The organism is Candidatus Planktophila limnetica (genome assembly GCF_002288365.1).
In the GTDB taxonomy this organism is placed as follows: domain Bacteria; phylum Actinomycetota; class Actinomycetes; order Nanopelagicales; family Nanopelagicaceae; genus Planktophila; species Planktophila limnetica.
In genome coordinates this window covers 1-26,420 of record NZ_CP016782.1, presented here as the reverse complement: position 1 = coordinate 26,420, position 26,420 = coordinate 1, and the positions used below count along the sequence as shown (strand labels likewise).

The 26,420-nt window shown below is 45.0% G+C and carries 25 protein-coding genes and 4 tRNA genes; 6 read left to right on the top strand and 23 right to left on the bottom strand.

The genetic code is table 11. The features are described 5' to 3' along the window. Nucleotides 1–100: 100 nt before the first annotated feature. Together PHILAsVB114_RS00150 and PHILAsVB114_RS00145 are read left to right on the top strand one after the other, a co-directional pair. Nucleotides 101–1,102 (top strand): dihydroxyacetone kinase subunit DhaK, encoded by a 1,002-nt coding sequence (locus tag PHILAsVB114_RS00150; protein WP_095697405.1) that lies wholly within the window; start codon nucleotides 101–103, stop codon nucleotides 1,100–1,102. Further along, nucleotides 1,099–1,686, top strand: coding sequence for a DAK2 domain-containing protein (locus PHILAsVB114_RS00145; RefSeq protein WP_095697404.1), 588 nt, complete (start codon nucleotides 1,099–1,101; stop codon nucleotides 1,684–1,686). The genes PHILAsVB114_RS00150 and PHILAsVB114_RS00145 overlap by 4 nt, the downstream gene beginning before the upstream one ends. Before the next feature lie 2 nt (nucleotides 1,687–1,688). On the opposite strand, the gene PHILAsVB114_RS00140 is transcribed toward PHILAsVB114_RS00145, so the two are convergent. Further along, nucleotides 1,689–2,957: an FAD-dependent oxidoreductase gene (locus PHILAsVB114_RS00140; RefSeq protein WP_095697403.1), complete on the bottom strand. Its 1,269-nt coding sequence runs from the start codon at nucleotides 2,955–2,957 to the stop codon at nucleotides 1,689–1,691. Nucleotides 2,958–2,984: 27 nt separating this feature from the next. Next, nucleotides 2,985–3,073: transfer RNA gene (locus tag PHILAsVB114_RS00135), tRNA-Ser, on the bottom strand. 68 nt (nucleotides 3,074–3,141) lie between these two features. Between PHILAsVB114_RS00135 and PHILAsVB114_RS00130 the strand changes: the two genes are divergently transcribed. Continuing rightward, a complete protein-coding gene (locus tag PHILAsVB114_RS00130) occupies nucleotides 3,142–4,596 on the top strand; it encodes an aminopeptidase P family protein (protein ID WP_095697402.1) in 1,455 nt (484 codons plus the stop codon). Here PHILAsVB114_RS00130 and PHILAsVB114_RS00125 read toward each other — a convergent pair. The 10 genes from PHILAsVB114_RS00125 to PHILAsVB114_RS00080 form a co-directional block, all read right to left on the bottom strand. Further along, entirely contained in the window at nucleotides 4,585–4,923 is a 339-nt protein-coding gene (locus tag PHILAsVB114_RS00125) for a fluoride efflux transporter FluC (RefSeq protein ID WP_095697401.1), read from the bottom strand. The genes PHILAsVB114_RS00130 and PHILAsVB114_RS00125 overlap by 12 nt on opposite strands. Continuing rightward, on the bottom strand, nucleotides 4,920–5,291 hold the full coding sequence (locus PHILAsVB114_RS00120; RefSeq protein WP_095697400.1) for a fluoride efflux transporter FluC: 372 nt from the start codon (nucleotides 5,289–5,291) through the stop codon (nucleotides 4,920–4,922). The genes PHILAsVB114_RS00125 and PHILAsVB114_RS00120 overlap by 4 nt, the downstream gene beginning before the upstream one ends. Before the next feature lie 3 nt (nucleotides 5,292–5,294). After that, nucleotides 5,295–6,056, bottom strand: a complete 762-nt coding sequence (locus tag PHILAsVB114_RS00115) for a succinate dehydrogenase/fumarate reductase iron-sulfur subunit (RefSeq protein ID WP_095697399.1) — start codon at nucleotides 6,054–6,056, stop codon at nucleotides 5,295–5,297. After that, the gene (locus tag PHILAsVB114_RS00110; protein ID WP_095697398.1) at nucleotides 6,056–7,939 is read right to left on the bottom strand and encodes a fumarate reductase/succinate dehydrogenase flavoprotein subunit; all 1,884 of its coding nucleotides are present in this window, start codon (nucleotides 7,937–7,939) and stop codon (nucleotides 6,056–6,058) included. Before PHILAsVB114_RS00110 ends, PHILAsVB114_RS00115 begins: the two co-directional genes overlap by 1 nt. 18 nt (nucleotides 7,940–7,957) lie before the next feature. Then, nucleotides 7,958–8,755, bottom strand: a complete 798-nt coding sequence (locus PHILAsVB114_RS00105; protein WP_095697397.1) for a succinate dehydrogenase subunit SdhC — start codon at nucleotides 8,753–8,755, stop codon at nucleotides 7,958–7,960. A 146-nt stretch (nucleotides 8,756–8,901) separates the two neighbouring features. Beyond that, nucleotides 8,902–8,984, bottom strand: a tRNA-Ser gene (locus tag PHILAsVB114_RS00100). A 58-nt stretch (nucleotides 8,985–9,042) separates the two neighbouring features. Beyond that, nucleotides 9,043–9,858 carry an HAD family hydrolase gene (locus PHILAsVB114_RS00095; RefSeq protein ID WP_095697396.1) on the bottom strand — a complete coding sequence of 272 codons (816 nt, stop codon included), beginning with the start codon at nucleotides 9,856–9,858 and terminating at the stop codon, nucleotides 9,043–9,045. Further along, on the bottom strand, nucleotides 9,855–11,123 hold the full coding sequence (gene serS / locus PHILAsVB114_RS00090; protein WP_095697395.1) for a serine--tRNA ligase: 1,269 nt from the start codon (nucleotides 11,121–11,123) through the stop codon (nucleotides 9,855–9,857). The genes PHILAsVB114_RS00095 and serS overlap by 4 nt, the downstream gene beginning before the upstream one ends. Continuing rightward, nucleotides 11,120–11,950 carry a prephenate dehydratase gene (gene pheA / locus PHILAsVB114_RS00085; RefSeq protein WP_095697394.1) on the bottom strand — a complete coding sequence of 277 codons (831 nt, stop codon included), beginning with the start codon at nucleotides 11,948–11,950 and terminating at the stop codon, nucleotides 11,120–11,122. The genes serS and pheA overlap by 4 nt, the downstream gene beginning before the upstream one ends. 3 nt (nucleotides 11,951–11,953) lie before the next feature. After that, complete coding sequence (locus PHILAsVB114_RS00080) at nucleotides 11,954–12,700, bottom strand: glycerophosphodiester phosphodiesterase (protein ID WP_204246799.1); 747 nt, start codon at nucleotides 12,698–12,700, stop codon at nucleotides 11,954–11,956. Between PHILAsVB114_RS00080 and PHILAsVB114_RS00075 the strand changes: the two genes are divergently transcribed. Continuing rightward, nucleotides 12,699–13,472 carry a PP2C family protein-serine/threonine phosphatase gene (locus tag PHILAsVB114_RS00075; RefSeq protein ID WP_095697393.1) on the top strand — a complete coding sequence of 258 codons (774 nt, stop codon included), beginning with the start codon at nucleotides 12,699–12,701 and terminating at the stop codon, nucleotides 13,470–13,472. The two genes, PHILAsVB114_RS00080 and PHILAsVB114_RS00075, sit on opposite strands and share 2 nt — an antisense overlap. Continuing rightward, nucleotides 13,469–15,010, top strand: coding sequence for a protein kinase domain-containing protein (locus PHILAsVB114_RS00070; RefSeq protein WP_095697392.1), 1,542 nt, complete (start codon nucleotides 13,469–13,471; stop codon nucleotides 15,008–15,010). The genes PHILAsVB114_RS00075 and PHILAsVB114_RS00070 overlap by 4 nt, the downstream gene beginning before the upstream one ends. Here the strand turns inward: PHILAsVB114_RS00070 and PHILAsVB114_RS00065 are convergent, their stop codons facing one another. Beyond that, nucleotides 15,011–15,637, bottom strand: coding sequence for an aminodeoxychorismate/anthranilate synthase component II (locus PHILAsVB114_RS00065; protein ID WP_095697391.1), 627 nt, complete (start codon nucleotides 15,635–15,637; stop codon nucleotides 15,011–15,013). A gap of 36 nt (nucleotides 15,638–15,673) precedes the next feature. Here PHILAsVB114_RS00065 and PHILAsVB114_RS00060 point away from each other — a divergent pair, with 36 nt between their 5' ends. Next, nucleotides 15,674–15,937, top strand: a complete 264-nt coding sequence (locus tag PHILAsVB114_RS00060; protein WP_095697390.1) for a cell division protein CrgA — start codon at nucleotides 15,674–15,676, stop codon at nucleotides 15,935–15,937. A 48-nt stretch (nucleotides 15,938–15,985) separates the two neighbouring features. On the opposite strand, the gene PHILAsVB114_RS00055 is transcribed toward PHILAsVB114_RS00060, so the two are convergent. The 10 genes from PHILAsVB114_RS00055 to dnaA form a co-directional block, all read right to left on the bottom strand. Beyond that, on the bottom strand, nucleotides 15,986–16,528 hold the full coding sequence (locus tag PHILAsVB114_RS00055) for a rhomboid family intramembrane serine protease (protein WP_095697389.1): 543 nt from the start codon (nucleotides 16,526–16,528) through the stop codon (nucleotides 15,986–15,988). A 3-nt stretch (nucleotides 16,529–16,531) separates the two neighbouring features. After that, nucleotides 16,532–17,044 (bottom strand): peptidylprolyl isomerase, encoded by a 513-nt coding sequence (locus tag PHILAsVB114_RS00050; protein ID WP_095697388.1) that lies wholly within the window; start codon nucleotides 17,042–17,044, stop codon nucleotides 16,532–16,534. Nucleotide 17,045: 1 nt separating this feature from the next. Then, nucleotides 17,046–17,118, bottom strand: a tRNA-Ala gene (locus PHILAsVB114_RS00045). A gap of 14 nt (nucleotides 17,119–17,132) precedes the next feature. Continuing rightward, nucleotides 17,133–17,207, bottom strand: a tRNA-Ile gene (locus tag PHILAsVB114_RS00040). A gap of 76 nt (nucleotides 17,208–17,283) precedes the next feature. Next, nucleotides 17,284–19,776 (bottom strand): DNA gyrase subunit A, encoded by a 2,493-nt coding sequence (gene gyrA, locus PHILAsVB114_RS00035; protein WP_095697387.1) that lies wholly within the window; start codon nucleotides 19,774–19,776, stop codon nucleotides 17,284–17,286. Then, nucleotides 19,776–21,737 carry a DNA topoisomerase (ATP-hydrolyzing) subunit B gene (gyrB, locus tag PHILAsVB114_RS00030; protein ID WP_095697386.1) on the bottom strand — a complete coding sequence of 654 codons (1,962 nt, stop codon included), beginning with the start codon at nucleotides 21,735–21,737 and terminating at the stop codon, nucleotides 19,776–19,778. The genes gyrA and gyrB overlap by 1 nt, the downstream gene beginning before the upstream one ends. Nucleotides 21,738–21,921: 184 nt before the next feature. Continuing rightward, entirely contained in the window at nucleotides 21,922–22,374 is a 453-nt protein-coding gene (locus PHILAsVB114_RS00025) for a DciA family protein (protein ID WP_095697385.1), read from the bottom strand. Further along, nucleotides 22,374–23,468 (bottom strand): DNA replication/repair protein RecF, encoded by a 1,095-nt coding sequence (gene recF, locus PHILAsVB114_RS00020; RefSeq protein WP_095697384.1) that lies wholly within the window; start codon nucleotides 23,466–23,468, stop codon nucleotides 22,374–22,376. The genes PHILAsVB114_RS00025 and recF overlap by 1 nt, the downstream gene beginning before the upstream one ends. A 7-nt stretch (nucleotides 23,469–23,475) precedes the next feature. After that, the gene (dnaN, locus tag PHILAsVB114_RS00015; RefSeq protein ID WP_095697383.1) at nucleotides 23,476–24,606 is read right to left on the bottom strand and encodes a DNA polymerase III subunit beta; all 1,131 of its coding nucleotides are present in this window, start codon (nucleotides 24,604–24,606) and stop codon (nucleotides 23,476–23,478) included. Nucleotides 24,607–24,921: 315 nt separating this feature from the next. Further along, nucleotides 24,922–26,334: a chromosomal replication initiator protein DnaA gene (dnaA, locus tag PHILAsVB114_RS00005; RefSeq protein ID WP_095697381.1), complete on the bottom strand. Its 1,413-nt coding sequence runs from the start codon at nucleotides 26,332–26,334 to the stop codon at nucleotides 24,922–24,924. Between the last annotated feature and the right edge of the window lie 86 nt (nucleotides 26,335–26,420).

The window sequence follows — 26,420 nt, the reverse complement described above, 5'->3', positions numbered from 1 at the left end:
CTGTTTTAACAAAATTGGTCAAGAGTTGCGTTATAACAAGATAACTTTTTGTAACAATGCTGTTATAAAAGGTTAATTCCCAGGGAGATAGGCTTACGTCATGCAAAAGATCCTAAATGTGCCAACAGAGTTCGTTAACGAGATGTTAGAGGGCATCCTCGAGGCCTATCCAACCCAGCTTAAGGCAGTCGATGGAGACAACCACGCCCTGGTCCGAGCCGATGCACCAGTTGCCGGCAAGGTAGGGATTACAACAGGGGGTGGCTCTGGCCATCTTCCACTCTTTCTTGGTTACGTTGGAAAAGGCATGCTCGATGGCGTTGCAGTGGGCGATGTTTTCCAAAGTCCGACTGCAGAACAGATGCTTGCAGTAACTAAACAATCAAACTCTGGTGCCGGTGTTCTTTATATTTATGGAAACTACGGCGGAGATGTTTTTAACTTTGATTTTGCAGCAGAGCTTGCAGCAGCAGAAGGAATTCGCGTTGAAACTGTAGTTGGCGCAGACGATGTTGCATCTGCACCAAAGGGTGAAGAAGCGCGACGTCGCGGAATTGCTGGAATTTTCTTTCTATACAAAGTTGCTGGAGCAGCGGCCGCAAAAGGTTTATCACTCGATGAAGTTGTAGCCGTTACTAAAAAAGCTTCTGCGCAGACTCGCACAATGGGCGTTGCCTTAAGTCCTGTAACACTTCCTGCAGTTGGTCATCCAACATTTGAAGTTAAAGCAGGTGAAATGGAAATCGGTATGGGTATCCATGGCGAACCTGGAATTCGCAAGAGCGCGCTAGAAAGTGCAGATCAAATTACAGAAGAGTTGTTGACTGCAATTAAAAATGACCTTGATCTAAAGAGCGGCGACAAAGTCTGTGTGCTGATGAACAGCCTTGGTGCTACCCCACCGGAGGAGCTCTACATCATGTTCCGTCACGCCAAGAAAACTCTTAAGGGTTACGGCGTTGACGTTGCCCGCGCCTACGTTGGCGAATTCGCTACATCTCTGGAAATGGCTGGTGCATCTATCAGTGTTATCCGTGTGGATGATGAATTGCTCAACTACATAAATACTCCTGTGCACACACCATTCTTTACTCAGGCATGAGTGCATTTACTGACGCCATCGAAACGGTAGCAACGGCGCTTGAAAATAACTCAAAGAAATTTGAGGAGTTAGATTCTGTCGCTGGCGATGGTGATCTAGGAATTACTGCTGGCAATATTGCAAAGGGTCTTCGCTCTGGCGCCGCCGGTGCAACTGGTGACCTCAAAGCAGATCTGATGTTAATTGGTCGCGAAATTGCAAAGTTTGCACCCTCAACATTTGGAACTTTGTTTGCAACAGGATTTATTCGAGCATCAGCTGCTGTTACAGATGGCGATGCTTTGAAAAATACACAGATCTCTGTGACTGCTGCCTATGACGGAATTGCAGCACGTGGAAAAGCAGCACTCGGTGAGCGCACATTATTGGATGCGCTACATCCCGCATCCGTTGCCTTAAATAGCGCAACAGATTTACAAGCAGGATTAAATGCTGCAGGTATTGCAGCGCGCGCAGGAGCAACTGCGACAGCTGCAATGGCGCCAAAGCATGGCCGAGCCGGATGGATTGGCGAACGCGCACAAGGCAATGAAGATGCTGGTGCAACTGTTGTGGCTGTGGTTTTTGAAGCGCTAGCTAAATAACTTTAAAAGCCGCCCAAACGTAGTAGCTCTTCTTTATCTGCAACCTTCACGCGAGGCTTTCCGAGTGGTTCACCGCTTGCGACTTCAGCGGCATTAATCACTTCCCAATGAGTTTGTGTGATGACTTTGTGCGCGCCAATAAGATCATTGATGTCACCAGAGTTCTTTGGTGTTGTTAAGTTAGAAATGATTAATTCAATTACACCAGCGGCATCGCTTTTGTTTGTGCCGATAACACCTGATGGTCCGCGCTTAGCCCAGCCAACTACATAGAGATTGTCTTTCACGCGGCCATCTGTATTTAGTACTTTGCCCTTTTCATAGGCAATGCCTGTCATGGGCTGTGCTTCATAGCCAATAGCGCTGATAACAAGGCCGCACTTAATAACTTTTTCACCCGTTGGAGTTTTAAAGACAACTTCTTGAACCTGACCAGCACCCTTGATCTCTGTTGGCACGTGGTGAAATAAGAACTCCATTGTGCGCACATGGCTTGTTTTTTCATGTTCAGCAATTGCCAGCATGGCATCTAAGTTGTTCTTCACATCTTTCTCTGGAGCATCACCGGCTGCAGTAATTGCTGCATCGATATCGCTTTTACTAATAATTACATTTGTGTGTTCTAACTTTGGTAGATCACGAAGTTCAGGAGATGTAAATGCTGCGTGTTCTGCGCCGCGGCGAGCGCAGATATAAACCTTGCGAATGCCACTTTTCTTAAATGCAGCGATTGCATAGTTTGCAGTATCTGTTGGATCTAGCTCTGTTGGGTCAAGGGCTAACATGCGCGCAACATCCATTGCAACATTTCCTGCGCCAATAACAATTGCTGTGTCCGTATCTAGTGGCACATCAACATCTGTGTAATCAGGATGTGCGTTATACCAAGGCACAAAGTCGGCCGCAGATAAATATCCTTTTAACTCTTCGCCAGGGATACCAAGTTTTCGCCCCAGAGAAGTACCAGTTGCAATAATCACTGCGTCATACTTCTTTTGTAAGTCACTGAGTTGCACATCAGTACCTAATTCAACGTTTCCGAATAAACGAAAGTTTCCGGCTGTTGCAATCTTTTCAAATACTTTGGACACAGTTTTAATCTTTGGATGATCTGGTGCAACACCGCTTCGTACCAAACCCCACGGAGTGGGTAAGCGTTCAATCATGTCGATTGCAAATGTTTTGTCATCACTCTGTGCGTTTTGTAGCGCTTGCGCTGCGAAATAACCAGCAGGTCCTGCGCCAACGATTGCGACCTTAAACGTTGGCACGCGTGGACTCCTTCACTTAATTATCTGCGGAGACGAGAGGATTTGAACCTCCGAAGGCTTTTACACCTTACCTCGTTAGCAGTGAGGCGCACTCGACCGGGCTATGCGACGTCTCCTTGTACAGGCAAAGTTTACAGGTAAGAAGAAGGTCGCGGTACAAAGCGATTCGCTTTAGACTTCATATATGGATCAAAAAGAAGTGAATTCACCTGCTGCAGAGCCTGTTAAGGCTGCGCGCGATAACACTCCTTCTCCTGCTTATGCCAAATTTATGTCTGAGGGTTGGGTGCCATCTGATTTAGATGATGTCGTTGCAGGCCCTGCTGTTACTTCTGCGTTTTTGCGTCGCACAACTTTATCTGCGCAATATCCAGGTATTCGTTTAGTTTTGCCAGCTGGCGGATTTAAAGTTCGCAGCAACGATACTGATTACAGATTTAGACCACACTCTGCATTCGCTTATTACTCTGGTGTACAAGGTGTTGAAGCCAGTGCAGATGCTGTACTTGTTCTAGAACCAACGGAAACTGGCCACGAAACATTTTTATATATTCATCCGCGCTCTACTCGCGATACGCACGCTTTTTATACCGACCGACGTTTTGGCGAATTATGGGTCGGCCGACGTTTCACATTAAATGAAGCCCGTGCTCGCTACCAAATCGAAACTCGCAGAGTTGATGATCTTGAAGCACTCTTAAAAGATGGTGCCGCTGCGCTAACAATTCGCGGCGAAGATCCAATGATTGATAAAAACATTGCGCTGCATCCACAAGAAAAAGACTTTGTTGCATACACATCGGCTGCTCGATTAATCAAAGATGAGTACGAGATCTCTGAGTTACAACGCGCTTGTGATGAAACTGCAAAAGGTTTTGCAGATGTCATTCGTTCATTGCCTGCCGCGGTTAGTACTGCGCGCGGAGAACGTGTTGTGGAAGCAGCATTCTTTGGTCGTGCGCGTATTGCTGGAAATGATTTGGGGTATGAAACCATCGCGGCATCTGGTTCGCATGCGTGCATTTTGCATTGGATTCAAAATGACGGAGAAGTCCGACCTGGTGAACTAATACTTATAGATGCTGGCATTGAAATGGATTCGTATTACACAGCAGATATCACTCGCACATTGCCGATCTCTGGAAAGTTTTCTCCCGCACAACGCGCTTTATATATGTTGGTTTATGAAGCACAGCTTGCAGGTTTTGCAGCAGTAAAACCTGGTGCAACATTTAAATCAATCAATGCTGCATGCCAAGCAGTTCTTGCAAAGGGGCTGTCAGATATGGGCGTCCTGCCTATGTCACCAGAGGAATCCTTGTTGCCAGAAAATGGTCTGCATCGCCGCTGGACTCTGCACGGTGTAAGCCACATGCTCGGTATGGATGTGCACGATTGCGATAAAGCGCGCGATGAGGATTACATTCTTGGAACACTTAAAGAAGGAATGGTTTTAACCGTAGAGCCAGGCCTTTATATCCAGCCAGATGATGAGATGTTTGCACCTGAATATCGAGGTATCGGAATCCGTATTGAAGATGATGTTGTTGTGACAGCTGATGGTTGCCGTAATTTAAGTCAGAATTTACCGCGCCACCCAGATGAAATAGAAAAGTGGATGCTCTCTTTACGCAACTAGATTCATAGCAATAGCTGCAGCAAGTAATCCAACAAGCAATGATCCGATGTAATTTACTGCAGCTGACCTATATTTTTTGAGTTCGATTGCCAAGTAGATATCTAACATAAATGTTGACCACGTTGTAAACGCACCGGCAAAACCAATTGCAACAAGGGCGACAGTGTTTTGTGTTGCGCCCCATGTCAGACCAATAACAAATGAGCCAGCCACGTTTACGGCAAATGTTCCCCATGGAGCATTTGCAAACTTGCGTAAGTACTGATCGATAACAAAGCGCGCTGGTGCGCCTATTGCGGCTCCAAGAATTACGTAAGCCAATCTCATGAGCGCGCCGGAATTACTTTGCGTGCTATTGGCATCACTATCGCGATTATTGCCAAACTCGCAATAACGCTGGCGCTTAGATACATCGTGCCGCCATCACTTGGTTGCAGTGTTAATAACGCCACTGCAGAAAATGTTGTCAAACCTGCACAAAATCCTGGCAACCAAAAGTGGCGTTGGTCTGTGCTGCCGCGGCGCTGCATTAGAACAAGTAAGAAGGTTGCAATTGCAACACCTAATAGATTGGCAATCAGAGTTGATGTGCGCGAAGAAGTGAATAACTCACCGATTGTGTAACGAAGGAGCGAACCGAGTACTCCGCCAAGTGAGACCAATGAAATTGATCGCACGTTGACGATTTGGTTCATGTATTAAACGATACCCTCGCGCTTACGTATTTTTGTGCCCAGCCAACGAACTGGATCGTATTTAACATCTACTACGCGCTCTTTCATCGGAATGATTGCGTTATCTGTGATTCGGATGTGCTCTGGGCACACTTCAGTACAGCACTTCGTGATGTTACACATTCCAAGACCGTGCTCTTCTTGAGCTTTTTGTTTACGATTTTTCAACATATCCAGTGGATGCATATCTAGTTCTGCGATACGGATAAAGAAGCGTGGACCAGCGAAAGATTTTTTGTTCTCTTCGTGGTCGCGGATGACGTGACATGTGTCTTGGCATAGGAAACATTCGATGCATTTGCGGAACTCTTGACTGCGCTCAACATCTATCTGCTCCATACGTGCCTCACCTGGCTTGAGATTTGCAGGTGGTTCATAGGATGGAATTTCCATAGCCTTTTTATAATTAAAAGAAACATCTGTTACTAAATCTTTAATGACGGGAAATGCACGAAGTGGTGTGACAGTAATTGTTTCTTCATCACCGTATGAAGCAACTTGTGTCATACACGCAAGACGTGGCTTTCCATTAATTTCCATGGAACATGAACCGCACTTGCCAGCTTTGCAATTCCAGCGCACAGCGAGATCGCCCATCTGTGTTGCTTGGACACGGTGAATTACATCAAGGACTACTTCGCCTTCATTGGCTTCGACTGTGACATCTTGAAGTCCGCCGTTATCTGCATCTCCGCGCCAGATGCGCATCTTTAGTTTGCGTGCCATTAGCGTGCACCGCCTTTCGCGATTTCATCCGGTGTCATGTACTTCTCTAATTCATGAATATCAAAGAGGTCAAAGAGTTCTTTAGGAATAGCTGGAAGTGCTTGTTTGCGAACGCTTACTTCTTTGCCGTCAAAGGATGCAATGTGATTTATCTGGCGCCACTTGTTATCTAGTTGTGGGAAGTCATCTCGTGTGTGACCACCGCGAGACTCTTCACGAGAGATTGCAGACTTTGCTGTGCTCTCAGCAACTAGCAACATATTGTCTAGATCGAAGGCAAGGTGGAAGCCAGGATTAAATTTACGATCGCCGGCGACTGAAACATTTGCACTGCGTTTTCTAATCTCTGCAATTTTTGTAATTGCCTCTGTGAGTTCAGAGCCTGTGCGAATAATTCCAACAAGGTTATGTGTAATTTCCTGAAGTTCGGCGTGTAATGAATAAGAGTTCTCGCCACCACTGCGATTAAATGGCGCTTGAATGCGCTCTGCTGCAGCTTTTATTGCTGCCTCACTTACTGCAACAGGTTTTGCACTCTTTACATACTCCGCGGCGCCCATACCTGCGCGACGACCAAATACAAGTAAGTCAGAAAGTGAATTGCCACCAAGGCGATTGGAACCGTGCATTCCGCCAGCAACTTCACCTGCTGCAAATAAACCAGGAACACCCACTGCTGCTGCAGTATCTGCTTCTACTTCAACACCGCCCATTACGTAGTGACACGTTGGACCAACTTCCATTGCCTCTTTTGTAATGTCCACTCCAGCTAATTCATAGAACTGGTGCCACATAGATGGCAAGCGCTTCTTAATTACTTCTGCAGTGAGGCGCTTTGAAACATCGAGGAATACTCCACCGTGCTCTGTGCCGCGTCCTGCTTTAACTTCAGTGTTAATTGCGCGAGCAACTTCATCGCGTGGCAATAACTCTGGTGGACGGCGGTTGTTATCTTGATCCGCATACCAACGATCGGCTTCTTCTTCATTATCGGCATACTTATCTTTAAATACATCTGGAATGTACTTAAACATAAAGCGTTCACCGTTGGTGTTGGTTAGAACTCCGCCTTCACCACGAACAGATTCAGTAACTAAAATTCCGCGAACAGATGGTGGCCAGACCATGCCTGTTGGGTGAAATTGTAAGAACTCCATATCAACAAGGTTTGCTCCTGCTTTAAGTGCAAGTGCGTGACCATCTCCTGTGCCCTCCCAGGAGTTAGATGTAATTTTAAATGTCTTTCCAACACCACCAGTTGCAATAATTACTGTAGGGGCTTCAAATAAAACTTCGGCACCACTTTCGCGCCAGTATCCGTAGACACCTGCAATTTTTCCATCTTCTTTTAAAATTTCAGTAACTGTTAGTTCTGCAAATACTTTTAGGTGGCTCTCCATTGATTGATATGTCTTACCATCTTTTTGTTGCAGCGCAACGATGCGTTGTTGCATTGTGCGAATAAGTTCTAGACCTGTGCGATCTCCCACGTGCGCAAGACGTGGATATTCATGTCCGCCAAAGTTACGTTGACTAATTTTTCCTTCTGAGGTGCGATCAAAGAGTGCGCCCCATTGTTCTAGTTCCCAAATGCGATCTGGTGCTTCTTTGGCGTGTAATTCAGCCATTTTGTAATGGTTAAGGAATTTTCCACCGCGCATTGTGTCGCGAAAGTGAACCTGCCAATTGTCTTTATCGTTTACATTTCCCATAGAAGCAGCAGCGCCACCTTCTGCCATAACGGTGTGAGCTTTTCCAAAGAGAGATTTGCAAATAATTGCAACGCGCAAACCAGCTTCACGTGCTTCTACCGCAGCACGAAGACCGGCGCCGCCCGCGCCAATGACAACTACGTCATATGAGTGGCGTTCGAGGTTTGTCATTTATTTAGCTGCTCTCACTTAGAAGAAATAGAAGTTTGTCCAGGCGCCGGATGCGACGTTTCGTACATATATATCTGCGAATGCAACTCCGAAGAGTGAGATCCATGCAAATGTTGGGTGCTTGTGATTGAGAACTGAAACCCATGACCACAACTTGTAACGCACTGGGTGTTTAGAGAAGTGTTTTAAGCGTCCGCCGAGTGTGTGACGACATGTGTGACATGACATTGAGTACAACCAGAGAAGAGTTGCGTTAAGTAACAGCACAAGCGTTCCAACGCTCATGTGGCCCCAATGCTTTTCTGCATCTCTAAAAGCAAGAATTGCGTCATATGTAAGCAACACATTAAAAATCAAACCGAAGTAGAAGAACCAGCGGTGACCATTTTGCAAAATTAATGGTGCGCGAGTTTCGCCTGTGTATTTAGTGTGTGGTTCTGCAACTGCGCAAGCAGGTGGTGACATCCAAAATGCACGGTAATACGCCTTGCGATAGTAATAACAAGTCATACGGAATCCGAGTGGGAAGATCAAAATAAATAGCGCTGGTGAAATTCCGATTCCGAAGTATTCATTATTAAAAGGTTGGCCTAGAAGTGATGAGCCTTCGATGCAACTTGTTGAAAGGCAAGGAGAATAAAAAGGTGAAACAAGTGGTTCTGCAAAATAATATTTGTTTTCGAATGCACGAAATGTTGCATAAATTACAAAACTAAATAAAACACCAAATGTAATTGCAGGTTGGAGCCACCATTTATCAGTGCGCAGTGTGCGCTCTTTGATCTTTGCTCGCGTTGGCGAGAAAACTCCTGACATCTACAGCCCCTTTGGTGTTAAAAGTTTGGAACTTTTATAGGGGTAAGTGTGCTCCGACTGTTGTTAAGTTGCTAGGTTGAAGTACGTATAAATAGGTATGAAGTCAGCCACAAATGCTCGAAAATTAATGCCATCAACAAAAAGAGCGGAGGGCGTGGGATTTGAACCCACGAGGCTTTCACCTGCCGGTTTTCAAGACCGGTGCACTCGGCCGCTATGCGAGCCCTCCGTCGCGTAATCTACCTGAAGAAGGCCATCACTTAAAATTGACCAATATTTAACGCTAATTAACGAGCAGGAAGTTTCAATAACTCCTCAATAATCATTGCGACTCCATCATTTGTGTGCGGTTCTGCAATTGATTTAGCAGCCTTATGGGCATCTGGGTGTCCATCAGCCATTGCATATGATCGCCCGCACCATTCGAGCATTGAAATGTCATTTGGGTTATCGCCAAATGAAACACAATCTTCTGCACTAATTCCTAAACGTTCTGCCATTTTTGCAAGTGTTGCGCCCTTTGAAACACCGATTGCTGAAATTTCTAAGAGTGAATCATGTGGATTTGAATGCGTAACAGTTACGAGATCTTTTAATTCTTTTGTAGCGATCGCAAGCATTTCATCAGAAGAGAGTTCCTGCTCAGAACAACGAGCTAATAATTTAAGGGATGGAGAAGTCATAATTTCTGTTATGTCATCTACACCGACGTTATCTAAACCAACATCCCAACGCGGCACATATTTCTTTTCGCGATGGAAATAATTGTGAGCCTCAGATGCAAATGAAATCTGTGGAATTGCTTTGCGCAATCGTTTCACTGTTTCGATTTGTGCATCTACTGGGATGAGCCACTCTTCGAGAACTTTTTGGCTTTGTAAATCAAATAGCTGTGCACCATTTCCGCAGATTGCTTTTCCGATACCAAACGCTTCTTTAATTTCTGGCATCCAACGTGGTGGTCGACCTGTTACAAAGAATATTTCAATACCCATCTCGTGGGCTGTGCGAAATGCGTGAATGGTTCTTTCAGTTACTTCCCCGTAGTGAGCAACGATTGTTCCGTCTAAATCTGAAGCAATTAATTTGGGGCGAAAACTCACACAAGCTCAAATCGTGATGTGCCCAAGAATGGTTGCAGTGCTTTTGGAACATTGACACTTCCATCTGCGTTTTGGTGATTTTCAAGGATCGCAACAATCATGCGTGGAATTGCAACGAGTGTGCCATTAAGGGTCGCAATTGCTTTTGTGCCATCGTTATCTTTGTAACGAATATTTAATCTGCGCGCCTGGAACTCTGTGCAATTAGATGTACTAGTTACCTCGCGATATGCATCCTGAGTAGGTATCCACGCTTCAATATCAAATTTGCGATTAGCGCTAGAGCCAAGATCTCCTGATGCCACATCAATAACGCGGAAGGGTATCTCCATTGCGTTAAGGAAGTCTTTCTCCCATTGCAACAAACGTTTGTGCTCTTCCTTGGCATCTTCTGGTTTGCAGAAGGAAAACATTTCAACTTTATCAAATTGGTGAACGCGAATGATTCCGCGAGTATCTTTTCCATACGTTCCTGCTTCGCGGCGGAAACATGTTGAATACCCTGCATAACGAAGTGGCAACTTATCTGCTGGCAAAATTTCATCCATATGCATCGCAGCTAATGGAACTTCACTTGTTCCTACCAAATACACTTCATCGCGCTCTAAGTGATAAACATTTTCAGCGGCTTGTCCTAGAAACCCAGTGCCTTCCATTGCGGCAGGATTTACAAGTACTGGTGGAATAACCGGAATAAATCCTGCTTTAGTGGCAGATGCGATTGCGTAATTAACTAAAGCAAATTCAAGAAGTGCGCCGGTACCAGTTAAGTAATAAGAACGTGAACCGGCGACTTTTGCTCCGCGCTCTGTATCAATTGCGCCTAATAGTTTTCCGAGCTCAACATGATCTTTTGGTTGGAACCCATCTTTTGTAAAATCGCGTGGTGTACCAACGTGTTCGATGACAACAAAGTCTGCTTCCCCACCTATTGGAGCATCTGGATCTAAAAGATTTGATAATTGCTTTGCAACTGCATTTGTTTGCTCTTCAATCTCTGCGCGCTTGGTGTCTGCAATTTTTACTTTATTTGCTAATGCTTTTGAATTCTCTAGCAGGGCCGCTTTTTCTTCACCTTTTGCAGCGCCAACAGATTTAGATAATGTGTTTTGTTCTGCGCGCAACGCTTCAAATTCATTAATTGCAGCGCGACGAGTCTCATCGAGTGCGAGTAATTGATCAACGATTGATGTGTCTTCGCCGCGACCTTTTTGTGATGCACGAACTGCATCTGGGTTTTCACGAATAAACTTTATGTCAATCATTTCGCACTGCTCTCTCGTGGATAAGAACCTAGGAATCTAATCTCGTCACAAATTTCACGGAGTCCTTCTAGTGCTTGCGACACTGATGGATCATTGACGTGACCTTCGGCATCAATAATAAAGTGGTAATCACCTAATACTCGCCCAGTTGGACGACTTTGAATGAAAGTTAGGTTTACATCACGCTTAGCGAATTCGGTGAGAATTTCTAGAAGTGCTCCTGCGTGATCGATGTCGATATACAACGCTAAAGATGTGCGGTCGCGACCTGTTGGCGCCGATAGCGCACCTGGTTTTGAAACCAAAACAAATCGAGTTACAGCGCCATTGTTATCGCCAATATTTTTTGCGATGACTTCTAGGCCGTAATGTGCTGCAGCAACTTCAGCTGCAATGGCCGCATCGAATTCACCACGAGAAATAGCTTCTGCAGCTGCAGCCGTTGACGCCGTTGGGATGATTTCTGCGTTTGGATAATTCTTTGCGATAAATGCTCGACATTGTGATTCTGCGTGTGGGTGGGTTGCAATGCGATTAATCTTTTGTGTTCCGGGCTTTGCCATCAAAGAAAAAGAAACAGGTAATGTAACTTCGCCCGCAATTACCAGTGGATCACCTGTAGCTAATTCATCGAGTGTGCGTGCAACGACGCCTTCAACAGAGTTTTCAATTGGAACGAGTGCGAAATCTGCTTTACCTTCGCGCACAGCCATGAGCGCTGCGGTCACGTTTGAATACGGAATAAGTGAATCCGATGCTGATGTAATTTTCTTGAGTGCAGCCTCAGTGAAGGTACCTACTGGACCAAGGTATGCATATGTACTCACTGGCTAAGAATAGCCGAGCACAGAGCGTGCATGCGCCGGGCGATTAGTCATCACAATATCTACGCCAACGCTTGCGCAATACTGCAGATCCTGCGTTGAATCCACGGTCCACACATATAACTCTTTGCCTGAATTTTTAATTTCTTTGGCTAATTCTGGAGATTTCTTAATCATTTCAACACTTGGTCCGATCCCTTGTGCTGATGTGAATCGACGAGCGATTCGCGCGTTGGATTCATGAAGCAACATAACGGTCTTTATCGATGGATCTATTTTTTTAATTTTTTCAATTGAAAACCAAGAAAAAGACATAATCGCAATATCTATTCCAGATTTTGCTATCTCCTCTTTTCTTTTGTGTAATTCGGCAATTACTATCTCTTCGACTCTGTTTCCTGTTGGAACAGGGTGCTTGGTTTCTAGCGCTAAAGATTTTTTATGTTCAATAGCTAAATCAAATAGTTGGTTTAGCGTCATTACCTCTGGATAAATCTGCTTGATCTCTTCATATGTTTTGTTCGCAATAATTGCCGCGTTATTGGCTTGTTTTTTCATGCTTGCGTCATGCCACAGGATTGGGGTTTCATCTTTAGTGATGCGAATGTCGCATTCGAAACCGAGTGCACCTTGTTCTATCGCCCCGCGGTAGGCAGCCATTGTGTGTTCGGGAAAATCTGCCGATGCACCTCTGTGTGCGTAGAACTTCATCTCCTTATTATTGCCGAATCCAACCATTAGGCTAGGCGGCATGAGTAAGAGCTACTTCGCTGTTTCTGCGCGCACTGCAATTGGTTTAGCGCGCAGCGGTAATGAAGATTCAGCAATCACAGGTTCTTCTCTATTGGCAGTTGCCGATGGAATGGGTGGACATGCTGGCGGTGAAGTTGCATCCCGCATCGCAATCACAACTCTTGCTGGCATGGTTCCTGTTTTAACCGCGCCAGATATTGATACTGATTCCATTGAAGATTTGTTGCTCAATTCTTTACACACCATCGATGGAGAAATCGCCCGCGTTGCCAGCGATGAAATCGAATTGCGCGGAATGGGCACGACGTTGACTGCCCTTTTAATTCGAGATGGGCGTGTGGCACTTTTACACGTTGGTGATTCTCGTTGCTATCGCCTTCGTGGAAATACTTTTGAGCAATTAACCCATGATCACACTGTCTTGCAAGAGCTTTTAGATTCAGGCACGATTTCGATGTCAGAAGCCCATGATCATCCACAACGCTCTATGTTGACTCAGGTTCTCATGGGAGAAGGTTCTGTTGCGCCAGTTCTCATGGTTTACGAAGTAAATTCTAAGGATCGTTTTCTACTATGTAGCGATGGCTTATCGAGTGTTTTAACTGAGAAGGAAATTAAATCTTTGTTGAAAAAATCTAACCGTGATGAGGCTGTTGTTGCTCTCGTTGAAGCGACCTATGTCAATGGCGCCCCCGATAACGTCACTGTTGTCGTTGCAGATGTTATTGAAGAAGAGAAGCATGCAGTTCAATTATTAGGAGCTGCCCAATGACACTACTTGGTGGGCGCTACACAGTTGGCGAAATGATCGGGACCGGCGGTATGGCCGATGTTTATATTGCCCAAGATGAAAGACTTGCTAGACAAGTTGCTGTGAAGATTTTGCGTAGCGATCTTGCTAAAGATCCATCCTTTGTTTCGCGCTTTAGAAAAGAAGCATTTGCTGCTGCCGGTTTAAATCATCCTGGAATTGTTGCCGTCTATGACTCTGGTGAAGATCCAGCGCCATACATTGTTATGGAGTTAATCTCTGGTCACACACTTCGCGAATTAATTCATCGTGGAGAGAGAATTCCATTAGATCGCGCACTGGAAATTGGCGAAGGAATACTTGCCGCCCTTGAATATTCACACGAACGCGGAATTGTTCACCGAGATATCAAGCCTGCCAACATCATGATTACCGAAATGGGCGATGTAAAGGTGATGGACTTTGGAATCGCGCGTGCGATGGATGATTTTGGTGCGACTCTGACAAGCACGTGGAACATTGTTGGCACTGCGCAATACCTCTCACCTGAACAAGCAATGGGTGAGACTGCAGATGCTCGCAGCGATATTTATTCAACTGGTTGTTTGTTATTTGAAGTTCTCACAGGTCGCCCACCTTTTACTGGAGACACACCTGTTTCTATTGCCTACCAACATGTTTCAGGTGAATTACCAAAGCCATCATCTATTCAGCCAACGCTAGCTGGTGACATTGATGTCTTACTCGCCGTGGCTCTTGCTAAGAAACCACAGGATCGTTATCAATCTGCAGGATTAATGTTTGATGATCTCCATCGAGTGCGCACGGGCCAAGCGGTAACAACAAAGATTGCACGGACAAAGATTTCTCGCCGCACGTTTCTTACCTCTGCCCTTGCTTTAGTTTTAGCACTTGCCGTTGCAACAGGCGGAGTTTTCCTATCGCGGCCTGATTCATCTGTTGGTGTTGATGGCATTCCAAACGTTGTTGGTCTTTCACAAATAGCTGCCCAAGCACTTTTAACTGATTACACAGTCACAATTGCGCGCGCCCACGATTCACGAATACCGAAAGATCGAGTTGCTAGCCAATTTCCACTAGCAACAACGCGCGCTGCAAAAGGCTCTGGTGTGATTCTCACAATTTCAGATGGGCCAGGAGATGCAATTGTTCCAACTGACTTAGTTGGCCTATCTCTCATTGATGCGCGCAGTTCATTGGCAGCAGTTGGTTTAGTTATTGCTTCCACTCAAACGGTGCCCTCTGATCGCGAACAAGGAACAGTTTTGAAAGTTTCACCTGAGCCAGGTTCCACAATTTCTGCCGGAAGCGGAGTTGTATTACAAATTGCTAGCGGACAAGTTGAAGTTCCCGCGCTCATTGGAATTGATGCAATCCAAGCAAAGACTTTGTTAGTGCAAGCCGGGTTCTTAGTTCGCGAAGTAACAGCTTTTGATGCAGCTCAACCAATCGGTGTTGTTATTAGACAAGCACCTGATGCTGGAAGTACACAAACTATTGGTCAACCTGTAACAATTACGATTAACACAGCGCCGTAACTACGCGCTTATTACTGGAGTAAGTCCAACAGCTTTGCTTTGTGCGTTTGTATCCCCGCACTGCGTGAGCCAGTTGGCAAGTAATTTATGGCCGTGCTCTGTCAGCACAGACTCTGGGTGAAATTGAACGCCTTCAATCGGTAGTGTCTTATGGCGCATCGACATCACAACACCAGAATCAGTGCGGCCTGTAATTTCTAAGTGATCGCCAATGGTTGCTGGCTCAACAGCAAGTGAGTGATAACGAGTTGCAGTAAATGGTGAAGGTAAGTTATTTAATACTCCAACACCTTCGTGAATTACTTGCGAAGTTTTTCCGTGTAGTAATTCAGGAGCACGAGAAACGGTTGCGCCAAATGCAACACCAATTGCTTGGTGACCAAGGCAGACACCAAAGAGTGGAATCTTTTTTTCTGCGCAGTAATTAATCATCTCGATGCTGACGCCAGCTTTTTCTGGAGTGCCCGGTCCTGGAGAAATAAGAACGCCGTCATACTTGCTGGCTTCATTGGCCTTGACTTCGTCATTGCGCACCACTGTGCACTCGGCCCCGAGTTGGCCTAAATATTGCACCAGGTTAAAGACAAAGGAGTCGTAGTTATCTATGACGAGGATCTTGGTAGCCATGTGCCAATTATGAAGGTTTCGGTGTAACCTCGCCTTATGCCAAAATCAAAACTCCGCAAGAAGGTTCAAAAGGCGCACGCCCACGAGCAAGACGTTGTCGATCACACACCAGCTCCTGCTGAGAGCCCTAGATGGCTCGCACCAGTCATGGTTGCAGCATTTCTAGTAGGTCTGTTCTGGATCGTTGTTTTTTATATAACTCAGACAAGTTATCCAATCCCAGGCATCGGCTCATGGAACATGGTTATCGGATTTAGCTTTATTGGATTTGGCTTTACTCTCGCCACTAAATGGCGCTAATTACACGCGTGTAATTCAATCCACACGGTGGATAACTCCTGTGGATAACTAACGGCGCTGTGAAAGCAGGGCTGCGGTGGTAATTGAGCCACCGATAAGTCCACCTAAATGTGCGCGCCAATCAACGCCGCCAATAACAAATCCCATCGCAAAGTTAATGCCAACAATTACTGCAATGCTTTTAATTTCAAGGCCATATTTTTTGCTGAGAACTGCAAATGCGCCGAAGAGACCAAAGACGGCGCCGGATACTCCCACTGAATATTGATTAGGTGCTGCTAGGTATGTGGAGAGCAAGGATCCGCTGATAAGGGATACAAAGAAAATAACTAGGAACTTTGTTTTGCCAAAGGCTTGTTCTACTGGATTTCCAAGTGCCATCAGTGCATATAAATTAAAAGCTAAGTGAAAGATTCCGCCATGGACAAGTGCGACTGTAAGTAATCGATACCACTGCCCTGATGCCATTAAATAATCAATACTGGGGAGAGCGAAAGTATTTGTAAGACCGCCGACTACAAGATCATAGAGATATGCAGCAGCGATAACTGTAATAAGTGTTGTTGTTGCCGAGCGCTTCAATGAAGCCATGTATTACTTAACTGTGACGCTATTAATTGTGATCGGTGTAGAAGGCTTATCTTGTGCGCCAGTCTTTGCTTTTGCGATTACATCGACCACTGCTTGGCTGGGCGCATCTTTTACTTCACCGAAGATTGAGTGCTTGCGATTAAGCCATGTTGTTGGAGCCACAGTAATAAAGAATTGTGAACCATTTGTTCCTGGTCCTGAATTTGCCATTGCAAGAATGTATGGGCGATCAAATGTTAATTCGCCATGGAATTCATCTGCGAAGCGATAACCAGGTCCGCCAGTTCCTTGACCAAGTGGATCTCCACCTTGAATCATGAAGCCATCGATGACGCGGTGAAAAATAGTTCCGTCATAAAGATTTGCAGTCGACTTTGCACCAGTGCGTGGGTCAGTCCACTCACGTGCACCAGTTGCTAGTTCAACGAAGTTTGCAACTGTCTTTGGTGCATGATTTGGGAACAACTCGATAACGATGTCACCGAGTGAAGTGTGCAGGGTTGCAGTAGTTGTCATGTGGAGACCAGGGGAATCGAACCCCTAACCCCCGCCTTGCAAAGGCGGTGCTCTACCAATTGAGCTAGGTCCCCGTATTAGAGCGGGGTGGGCCTAGATGGACTTGAACCATCGACCTCTTCCTTATCAGGGAAGCGCTCTAACCAGGCTGAGCTATAGGCCCGTAAAAAGTGTTTTTCACTAATTACAGAAGCGCAAGGTTACCCCGAACTTCCTGTGAGCCCAAACTCGGGTGAACTCTACACATCTTTAGCGGGTATTTCATCCTCGCTGTTCTTAGTCACTGAGAGCAGAAGTGCGCCCTCATCAAGGTTAACTAGGCGCACACCCATTGAATCACGGCCTGTTTGGCGTACTTCTGCAGCAGGTGTTCGCATCACTGTTCCTGCAGATGTGATTGCTAGAACTTCATCATCATTTTGCAATACAAGTGCGCTAACAAGTGATCCTCGTGAATCTTCATCGATTTTTGCCGCTTTAATTCCAATGCCGCCGCGACCTTGTAAGCGATATTCATCAATTGGTGTTTTCTTTCCATAACCACCATCTGTTGCAGTAAATACAAATGAGTTTCCTTCAAGTTGTGAATTAACACGCGCCATTGCAAGTAGTTCATCTCCTGCGCGGAATTTCATTCCGATGACACCACTTGTGGAACGACCCATTGGTCGTAGTGATTCATCATCTGCAGTAAAACGAAGTGACATGCCTTTTTTAGAAACTAATAAAAGTTCATCGCCTTTATTCACAAGGGATGCGCTAACAACTTCATCGCTACCTTTAAGTGAAATTGCAATAAGTCCACCGGTGCGAGGTGAGTCATATTCAACTAGTGGGGTTTTCTTAACGAGTCCGCTCTTAGTTGCAAGAACTAAATACGGGGCAGCTTGATAATCTTTAAGAGAAAGAACTTGTGCAATTTGTTCATCTTGTTTAAATGCCATCAAGTTTGCAACGTGTTGTCCGCGAGCATCGCGACCAGCATCTGGTAATTCGTGAACTTTTGCGCGATACACACGACCTTGGTTTGTGAAAAAGAGCAACCAGTCATGAGTGGACGCGACAAAGAAGTGGTCAACAACATCGTCTTGTTTAAGCGCCGCACCCTTTACACCTCGGCCACCACGGCGTTGTGATCTATATAAATCAGCAACTGTGCGCTTTGAGTAACCACCGTGTGTAATTGTGACAACTACATCTTGGTCAGGAATTAAATCTTCTGCAGAGAAATCACCTTCGCTTGCAACTATTTGCGTGCGGCGCTCATCACCGTATTTCGCAACTAGTTCTGAGAGCTCTGTTTTGATTATTTCGCGCTGCTTTTCAGGGCTAATTAAGATTGCATTGAGTTCGACAATGTCTTTCATTAAACCGTCGTACTCATCATTGATCTTTTGACGCTCAAGGGCTGCGATGCGACGCAACTGCATATCTAAAATTGCGTTGGCTTGAATTTCATCGACATCTAGAAGTTTCATCAACCCGGTGCGTGCTTCTTCTGGTGTTGTGCTTGCGCGAATCAAGGCAATTACGGCATCGAGTGCATCCAACGCTTTGAGATAACCGAGCAAAATATGTGCTCGTTTTTCTTTTTCTGCCAAGCGAAATTTTGTGCGACGAACAATTACTTCTACCTGGTGCTCGATGTAGTAACGAATGAATTCATCTAGTCGTAGTGTGCGTGGAACGCCATCGACTAGTGCCAACATGTTGGCGCCAAATGTGTCTTGTAATTGTGTTTGTTTGTATAGGTTATTAAGAACTACTTTAGGAATAGCTGTGTTTTGCAAGACAATAACAAGGCGTTGACCTAGACGTTCATTACCTTCGTCTCGAACATCTGCAATTCCTTTTATCTTTCCATCTTTTACTAATTCGGCAATTTTTAACGCAAGGTTATCTGGGTTGACTTGATATGGAAGTTCTGTGACGACTAAACATGTGCGCTTATTAATCTCTTCAACCAATACAACTGCGCGCATCATGATTGAACCGCGACCTGTGCGATAGGCCTCTTCTATTCCGGTGCGTCCAACAATGAGTGCCTTTGTTGGAAAATCTGGACCTTTAACAACTGTTAATAAGTGTTTGAGTAATTGATCCGATGCAAGCTCTGGGTTTTCAAGGGCGTAGATAACACCTTCGCAGATTTCACGAAGGTTATGCGGTGGAATATTTGTAGCCATTCCAACTGCGATACCTGCAGAACCATTGACTAATAAGTTTGGTAAACGAGATGGCAATACATCTGGCTCTTGTGAACGGCCGTCATAGTTTGGTGAAAAATTAACTGTGTCTTCATCGATATCGCGCATCATCTCCATTGCAAGTGGGGCTAAACGCGCTTCTGTATAACGCATTGCAGCAGCTGGATCGTTGCCGGGAGAACCGAAGTTTCCGTTTCCATCTACGAGTGGATAACGAAGTGACCATGGTTGGGCTAAACGAACTACAGAGTCATAAATCGCTGTGTCACCATGTGGGTGGTAATTGCCCATAACGTCACCAACGATGCGAGAAGATTTGTAATAACCTTTATCTGGTCGGTAACCAGCGTCATACATTGCATACAAAACGCGACGGTGTACTGGCTTTAATCCATCTCGAACATCTGGAAGTGCTCGACCGACGATAACTGACATTGCATAGTCAAGATATGAACGCGCCATCTCAACTTGTAGATCGACTTTTTCAATGCGATCAAAATCTGGTTTGTTTGTTAGGTCATCCATTAGATATCTAAGAACCTAACGTCTTTAGCGTTGCGTTGAATAAATGCACGACGTTGTTCAACATTTTCACCCATTAATACAGAGAAAAGATCATCGGCTGCTGCTGCGTCTTCAAGAGTTACTTGAATAAGCACACGATGTTCTGGGTCCATTGTTGTGTCCCATAACTCTTTTGCTGGCATTTCACCTAAACCTTTAAAGCGTTGAATACCATCTTCTTTTGGTAGTCGCTTTCCTGCTTCTATTCCTAATTTAATAAAGCCATCTCGTTCGCGATCAGAGAATGCGTATTGCACTGGTTCTTTGCCGCCCCACTTAAGTTTGTATAGAGGTGGTTGTGCTAAATAAACAAAACCTTGTTCGATGAGTGGGCGCATAAATCTAAAAAGAAGTGTTAGTAGCAATGTGCGAATGTGTTGTCCATCAACATCGGCATCTGCCATCAAAATAATTTTGTGATAACGAAGTTTTGCAATATCGAAATCATCATGCACACCTGTGCCAAGTGCTGTAATAAGTGCTTGTACTTCATTGTTTTGTAGCACGCGATCAATGCGTGCTTTTTCTACGTTTAAAATCTTTCCACGGATAGGTAAAACTGCTTGGTTGCGCGAATCGCGTCCACCTTTTGTTGAGCCGCCCGCAGAGTCACCTTCGACAATGTATAGCTCGCACTTTGCAGGATCTGTCCACTGGCAATCTGCAAGCTTTCCTGGCATTCCGCGGCCTTCAAGTAATCCTTTGCGATTACGAGATAAGTCGCGTGCTTTACGCGCTGCAACGCGCGCCGCAGCGGCATCAATACTCTTTCGAACAATTTCTTTTCCTTCTGCAGGGTTTTGTTCAAACCAGGCAGATAAAGATTCATTGACAGCTTTTTGTGTGAAAGATTTTGCTTCTGTGTTTCCTAGTTTTGTCTTTGTTTGACCTTCAAATTGTGGTTCGCCGAGTTTAAGAGAAACAATTGCTGTTAATCCTTCGCGAACATCATCTCCTGTGAGGCGATCTTCTTTCTTACGGATAAATCCTTGTTCTTCGCCAAACTTATTAACAATTGATGTGAGTGCGGTGCGAAAACCTTCTTCGTGTGTTCCACCCTCATGGGTATTGATGGTGTTTGCAAAGGTATACACAGACTCTGAAAAGCCTTCATTCCACTGCATTGCCACTTCAAGTGACATACGGTTTTTGTTCTCATTGGCTTCAAAGTAAATAATTGATTTATGTGTTTCACCACGAGTTGAATTAAGGTGTTTTACGAAGTCTGCAATTCCGCCGTCATACTTATAGCGCACATGTAATTGCTCGCCTTTTTCATCAACATGTCCGGCGCGGGCGTCAGTAAGTGAAATGGTGAGGCTTTTATTTAGAAATGCCATTTCGCGAAAACGTGCCGATAAAATTTCAAATGAAAAATCTGTTGTTTCAAAAATTTCTTCCGATGGCCAGAACTGAACTGTTGTTCCAGATGACTTTGATGCCTCACCTTTTTTAAGTGGCGCGGTTGGCACACCGAGTTTGTAACTTTGTGACCAATGAAAACCATCGCGTTGTACAAAAACTGAGAGATCAGAGCTCAGTGCGTTAACAACTGAGATGCCAACACCGTGTAAACCACCGGAGACCGAATAACCACTGTCGCCGAACTTTCCACCTGCGTGTAAAACAGTAAGAACAACTTCAAGAGCTGGTTTTTTCTCAACTGGGTGCATATCAACTGGGATACCGCGGCCGTTGTCGATGACTTGAACACTGCCATCTGCCATAAGAGTTACATTGATTTCATCGCAGTGACCGGCCAGTGCTTCATCGACAGAGTTATCGACCACTTCATAAACTAAGTGGTGTAATCCGCGCTCACCGGTGGATCCGATGTACATGCCTGGGCGTTTTCTGACAGCCTCAAGTCCTTCAAGGACTGTGATTGCGCTAGCGTCGTAATTACCGCTTTTGCCTGGCATGAAACTCCTCTAAAAGCCGCTGGGTGGGAATTGCCCACAAGCACGCTGCTAATCCTAGTGGTAAATCCGAGTAGGTTTAGCGCAAATAAGGCGTAGGAGTGGGTATAGCCGAGCGCAAATCCGCAGGTTGAGGGACGATACTAGGTTGAGCCACTAGTTATGCTTTAAATGTATTGGTCAACCTTTAGTTGTAGGTGTCGCGGGGGCCTCTGGCATCGCGCGTAGATCTGATTCCACGCTTCCATGAAGGCGTGTTTGGACCAATGATGACAACTGATTCGATTGTTGCGCCAAATGGATTGTTTTGAATTGTTTTTAAAATTTCACTTTGCACAAGTGTTAATTGTGTTGCCCACGCAGTCGATGTTGTTTGAATTGTTAAAACATTTTCATTAATTGAAACAGGGGATGCGTGTTGTGCAATATCGTCGCCAATAATTGTTGCCCATTGTGTAAAAAGCGTTCCTTCTGCAACTCCAGATTTCCAATCTCGCTCTTCAATGAGGTTGGTCAGCACTTCACCGAGTAGTTGTGGATCTGTTGCAATGTTATTTCGAACTTCCATAACTTTTCTTTTCTTAATTACACCAGTTTTAAATGAGCGAAATAAATCAATTGCGAGATCGCGCTTTGCCATTAGCTTCTCGCTTTCTTAACCGCACCAGGTGTTACGTAATATCTCTCTGTTAACAACTCTGCAGGTAAATCACTTTCAACCGCGGCTGTAATAATCGTTTGTTCTGCTATTTGTGCCACAGATGTTAATTGTTGACGGCGGGATGTGTCTAGCTCGGCAAAAATATCATCAAGGATAAGAATTGGTTCGGCGCCCTCTGATTTTAATAAGTTAAAAGAACCAATACGTAGGGCAATAGCAATTGACCAGGATTCACCGTGGCTTGCATATCCTTTTGCAGGAAACTCTCCTAGTTGTAAATGTAGGTCATCGCGATGTGGACCAATGAGAGTCACGCCGCGTTCGATCTCTTGGTATGAAACTTCTGCTAAACGCTCGGTGAGAATCTGTGCGTTTTTTTCTACATTTGTTGTTAAGCCTTCTGTGCTTGATTTATAAGCAATACTCGCAGCTTTTACCTCATTGAGGTTGGCATAGTTTTTGGCAACCCATGGGTTTAGCGCCTCAACTAAAGCAATACGTTCTGCTGTTAATTGGGCGCCAAAGTTAATAAGTTGCTCACTCCATGGCGCAAGGGCGTTGGCAGATGATCGTGTTTTAAGTAAAGCGTTACGTTGTTTAACAACTCGTTCGTAATCTGCAATAACACCTGCTATTCGAGGGGTGCGAGTTATCAGTAATTTATCGAGGAAATCACGGCGCTGATTGGGATCTCCTCTCACTAGATCTAGGTCTTCTGGGGAGAAGTAAATAACTTGGCAAGCACCTAATATTTCGCGTTGGCTTCTGGTGGGGTTTTGATTTAAGCGCGCACGGTTTGCTTTATTTAAATTAATTTCTAAATCAACCTGCAGTGTTCGATCCTCGCGTGTTATCTCTGATCGAATGATTGCTTGGTCGTGGCCTAAAGCGATAAGTGGTTGATTGCTTGAAACACGGTGGGATGAAAGAAAAGATAAATAGATTATTGCTTCAGCAATATTTGTTTTACCGCAACCATTATCTCCAATAAAAGTAGAGACGCCTGAAGCAAGTTCCAGTGATAGCTCTTTATAAGAGCGGAAGTTAGTAAGTTCTAACTTTTTAATACGCATGCGCGGCCTATGAGGCGTAGCGCATTGGCATTAATAAATAGCGATAGTTCTCGATTGCAGCTGAATTGGATTCTGTTTTACCCATCAAAATTGCTGGCTTGCTTGATCCAGTAAATGAGATCTGCACAAATGGTGTGCCAACTGCTTGTAAGCCATCTGCTAAATAAGTTGGGTTAAAAGCAATTGAAATTGGTTCACCCGTTAGCAAAATATCGAGAACTTCGGTTGCTTGTGCATCTTCGCCCGCGCCGGCTTCAAGAGATAGTTGCGCGTTTGCAAACTCAAGACGTAACGGAACGGTTTTATCTGTTACAAGTGCAACGCGGCGTACTGAATCTAAAAATGGTGCAACTTCAATAACTGCGGTACTTGTTATGTCTTGAGGAAGTAGGTGGCGATACGGAGGAAATGTTCCATCTAACATGCGAGATGTCATTGTTTTGCCATCTCCGGAAAAACCAGCGAGGCGATCATTGCTGGCACTCGGCGCAAGGGAGATAGAAACGTTTTTTGTCCCAACTAATGATTTAGCTGCATCTGCGATTGTGCGAGCGCGTAGTAACGCAGTTGTCGAAACTCCTGGTTGTGAAGGCGACCATTGAATTTCGCGTACTGCTAAGCGGTAGCGATCTGTTGCGGCGAGGGTCACAGTGTTTTCATTTACTTCGATGTGCACGCCAGTAAGTGTTGGTAGTGAATCATCGCGGCCTGCAGCAATTGCAACTTGCGCAACAGCGTTTGCAAATGTGTCACTTGCGATCACTCCAGTTGGCTCTGGTAGTTCTGGCAGGTTTGGATAATCAGTGAGCGAGAGTGTTGGAAGTGTGAACTTTGCAGATCCTGATGTAACTAATACGCGAGAGCCATCTAAAGAAATAGAGATTGGTTTGTTTGGAAGTGAGCGAGTGATTTCTGCGAGCAATCTTCCTGGAACTAATACTTTTCCTTTTTCTTTAATGTCGGCTGCAAAGTGAGCTTTGCTCGATGTTTCTAAATCTGATCCGGATAGAAATACTTCATCGCCACTTGCGTCGATAACTATTCCAAGGAGTGCGGTCATAATCGGGCGCGTGGATAAAGAACGCGAAACCCAATTAACGCCATCTGCGAGTGCTGATTGTTCGACGGTGAATTTCACGCCGCACCTCTTTCCATCTGGTTGTGTGTAAGTTCTCTTCCGGAGACATTTTTATATATAAAGGTAGTAGTAGTAACCAGCGCGTTATCTGTGGGTAAAGAGTGAAAGCCCTGTTCAGAGCCTTGAACTTCTCCACTTTTTCTGTGGGCGAAGCTGTGTGTAACGCGCGCTAACTTCATTACACAACCCCTTTCCTTTACTCACTACTCGAATAACTTGTTGGTTATCCACAGAAATCGGTTAGATCTCCACAGTTATCCACAAGTTTTCCCCATACTGGGGGTAAACACCCCTAAATAGGAAAATTTGGACTTTTTACGCTCTTGCCTGTTGCTTAATCCTATTTGTCAGCTCTGTCACTTGGTTATAGATAGAACGACGCTCTGCCATCAATTGGCGAATCTTGCGATCTGCGTGCATCACTGTTGTGTGATCACGGCCGCCGAAAGTCTGACCAATTTTTGGAAGAGAGAGCTCGGTTAGTTCGCGGCATAAATACATCGCGATCTGGCGAGCATTTACCAATACTCGGGAACGAGAAGTGCCACAGAGGTCATCGATAGTAAGGCTGAAATATGAAGCGGTTTGGGCCATGATCGTTGCAGCCGTTACTTCAGAGGTTGCATCATTTGGAATCAAATCTTTTAAGACAATTTCAGCCAAACCAAGGTCAACACCCTGGCGGTTCAAACTAGCAAATGCGGTAACGCGAATAAGTGCGCCTTCTAGCTCACGAATATTTGTTGAAATCTTCGAAGCGATGTATTCAAGAACATCATCAGGTGCGTTTAATTTATCTTGCGCAGCTTTTTTGCGAAGAATAGCAATACGAGTTTCTAATTCAGGCGGTTGAATATCAGTAATCAAACCCCACTCAAATCGGGAGCGCAGACGATCTTCCAAAGTTGTTAATTGCTTTGGCGGACGGTCACTAGAAATAATGATCTGTTTATTAGCGTTATACAAAGTGTTAAAAGTGTGGAAGAACTCTTCCTGGGTGCGCTCTTTATTTTCTAAGAATTGAATATCATCGACAAGCAAAATATCTAGATCGCGATAACGGCGTTGGAAAACAGAAGCCTTGTCATCACGGATCGAGTTAATAAAGTCATTCGTAAACTCTTCGCTAGATACATATCGCACACGGACGTGTCCATATAGCTCTTTTGCATAAGCCCCAATAGCGTGTAATAAGTGGGTTTTTCCAAGGCCTGACTCACCATAAATAAAGAGAGGGTTGTATGCCTTTGCTGGCGCTTCAGCTACTGCAACAGCTGCGGCATGAGCAAAACGATTGGAGGCGCCAATAACAAAAGTTTCAAAAATATAACGAGGGTTTAATTGTGAAGACTCAGCGTTTTTAGAAGAAGGTTGTGTTGAAACATCTTCACGGCCAGTGCCGGCGCGAGCAGGAACGATTTCAATATCAACATCTGGCGCAGGAAGATCGGTGGCTTCTAAAGTTTCATCGATTGTGACTGCAATATTTGTTTTTTCACCGAGCTCGCGAGTGAGAACTTCACTGACTAATGCGCGAAGGCGGGTCTCAAGTACATCTTTTGCAAAAGCATTAGGAGCTGCAACTAATAAATTTGTTGTTCCATCACTTTGTAATAGTCCAAGTGGTTTTGTAAGGGAGAGAAATGCGCGGTGTTGTGGCGCATCTGCTGAAACGACGTCGATAACACGGCCCCAGAGATCGGTTAGTTCAATCTCAATAACGGCCATTTGACACCTTTTCCCTAAAAAGCTCTTATCCACATGGTTATCCACAGGCTGTGTCCTAAACCGCGGGTTGAGCCTTTTTAGGGGGT

What these genes read in the sequence shown, in the direction of transcription:
- PHILAsVB114_RS00150 (WP_095697405.1), top strand. Translation starts at nt 101, where the DNA reads ATGCAAAAGATCCTAAATGTGCCAACAGAGTTCGTTAACGAGATGTTA.
- PHILAsVB114_RS00145 (WP_095697404.1), top strand. Translation starts at nt 1,099, where the DNA reads ATGAGTGCATTTACTGACGCCATCGAAACGGTAGCAACGGCGCTTGAA.
- PHILAsVB114_RS00130 (WP_095697402.1), top strand. Translation starts at nt 3,142, where the DNA reads ATGGATCAAAAAGAAGTGAATTCACCTGCTGCAGAGCCTGTTAAGGCT.
- PHILAsVB114_RS00125 (WP_095697401.1), bottom strand. Translation starts at nt 4,923, where the DNA reads ATGAGATTGGCTTACGTAATTCTTGGAGCCGCAATAGGCGCACCAGCG.
- PHILAsVB114_RS00120 (WP_095697400.1), bottom strand. Translation starts at nt 5,291, where the DNA reads ATGAACCAAATCGTCAACGTGCGATCAATTTCATTGGTCTCACTTGGC.
- PHILAsVB114_RS00115 (WP_095697399.1), bottom strand. Translation starts at nt 6,056, where the DNA reads ATGGCACGCAAACTAAAGATGCGCATCTGGCGCGGAGATGCAGATAAC.
- PHILAsVB114_RS00110 (WP_095697398.1), bottom strand. Translation starts at nt 7,939, where the DNA reads ATGACAAACCTCGAACGCCACTCATATGACGTAGTTGTCATTGGCGCG.
- PHILAsVB114_RS00105 (WP_095697397.1), bottom strand. Translation starts at nt 8,755, where the DNA reads ATGTCAGGAGTTTTCTCGCCAACGCGAGCAAAGATCAAAGAGCGCACA.
- serS (WP_095697395.1), bottom strand. Translation starts at nt 11,123, where the DNA reads ATGATTGACATAAAGTTTATTCGTGAAAACCCAGATGCAGTTCGTGCA.
- PHILAsVB114_RS00075 (WP_095697393.1), top strand. Translation starts at nt 12,699, where the DNA reads ATGAGTAAGAGCTACTTCGCTGTTTCTGCGCGCACTGCAATTGGTTTA.
- PHILAsVB114_RS00080 (WP_204246799.1), bottom strand. Translation starts at nt 12,700, where the DNA reads ATGCCGCCTAGCCTAATGGTTGGATTCGGCAATAATAAGGAGATGAAG.
- PHILAsVB114_RS00070 (WP_095697392.1), top strand. Translation starts at nt 13,469, where the DNA reads ATGACACTACTTGGTGGGCGCTACACAGTTGGCGAAATGATCGGGACC.
- PHILAsVB114_RS00065 (WP_095697391.1), bottom strand. Translation starts at nt 15,637, where the DNA reads ATGGCTACCAAGATCCTCGTCATAGATAACTACGACTCCTTTGTCTTT.
- PHILAsVB114_RS00060 (WP_095697390.1), top strand. Translation starts at nt 15,674, where the DNA reads ATGCCAAAATCAAAACTCCGCAAGAAGGTTCAAAAGGCGCACGCCCAC.
- PHILAsVB114_RS00055 (WP_095697389.1), bottom strand. Translation starts at nt 16,528, where the DNA reads ATGGCTTCATTGAAGCGCTCGGCAACAACAACACTTATTACAGTTATC.
- PHILAsVB114_RS00050 (WP_095697388.1), bottom strand. Translation starts at nt 17,044, where the DNA reads ATGACAACTACTGCAACCCTGCACACTTCACTCGGTGACATCGTTATC.
- gyrA (WP_095697387.1), bottom strand. Translation starts at nt 19,776, where the DNA reads ATGGATGACCTAACAAACAAACCAGATTTTGATCGCATTGAAAAAGTC.
- gyrB (WP_095697386.1), bottom strand. Translation starts at nt 21,737, where the DNA reads ATGCCAGGCAAAAGCGGTAATTACGACGCTAGCGCAATCACAGTCCTT.
- PHILAsVB114_RS00025 (WP_095697385.1), bottom strand. Translation starts at nt 22,374, where the DNA reads ATGGCAAAGCGCGATCTCGCAATTGATTTATTTCGCTCATTTAAAACT.
- recF (WP_095697384.1), bottom strand. Translation starts at nt 23,468, where the DNA reads ATGCGTATTAAAAAGTTAGAACTTACTAACTTCCGCTCTTATAAAGAG.
- dnaA (WP_095697381.1), bottom strand. Translation starts at nt 26,334, where the DNA reads ATGGCCGTTATTGAGATTGAACTAACCGATCTCTGGGGCCGTGTTATC.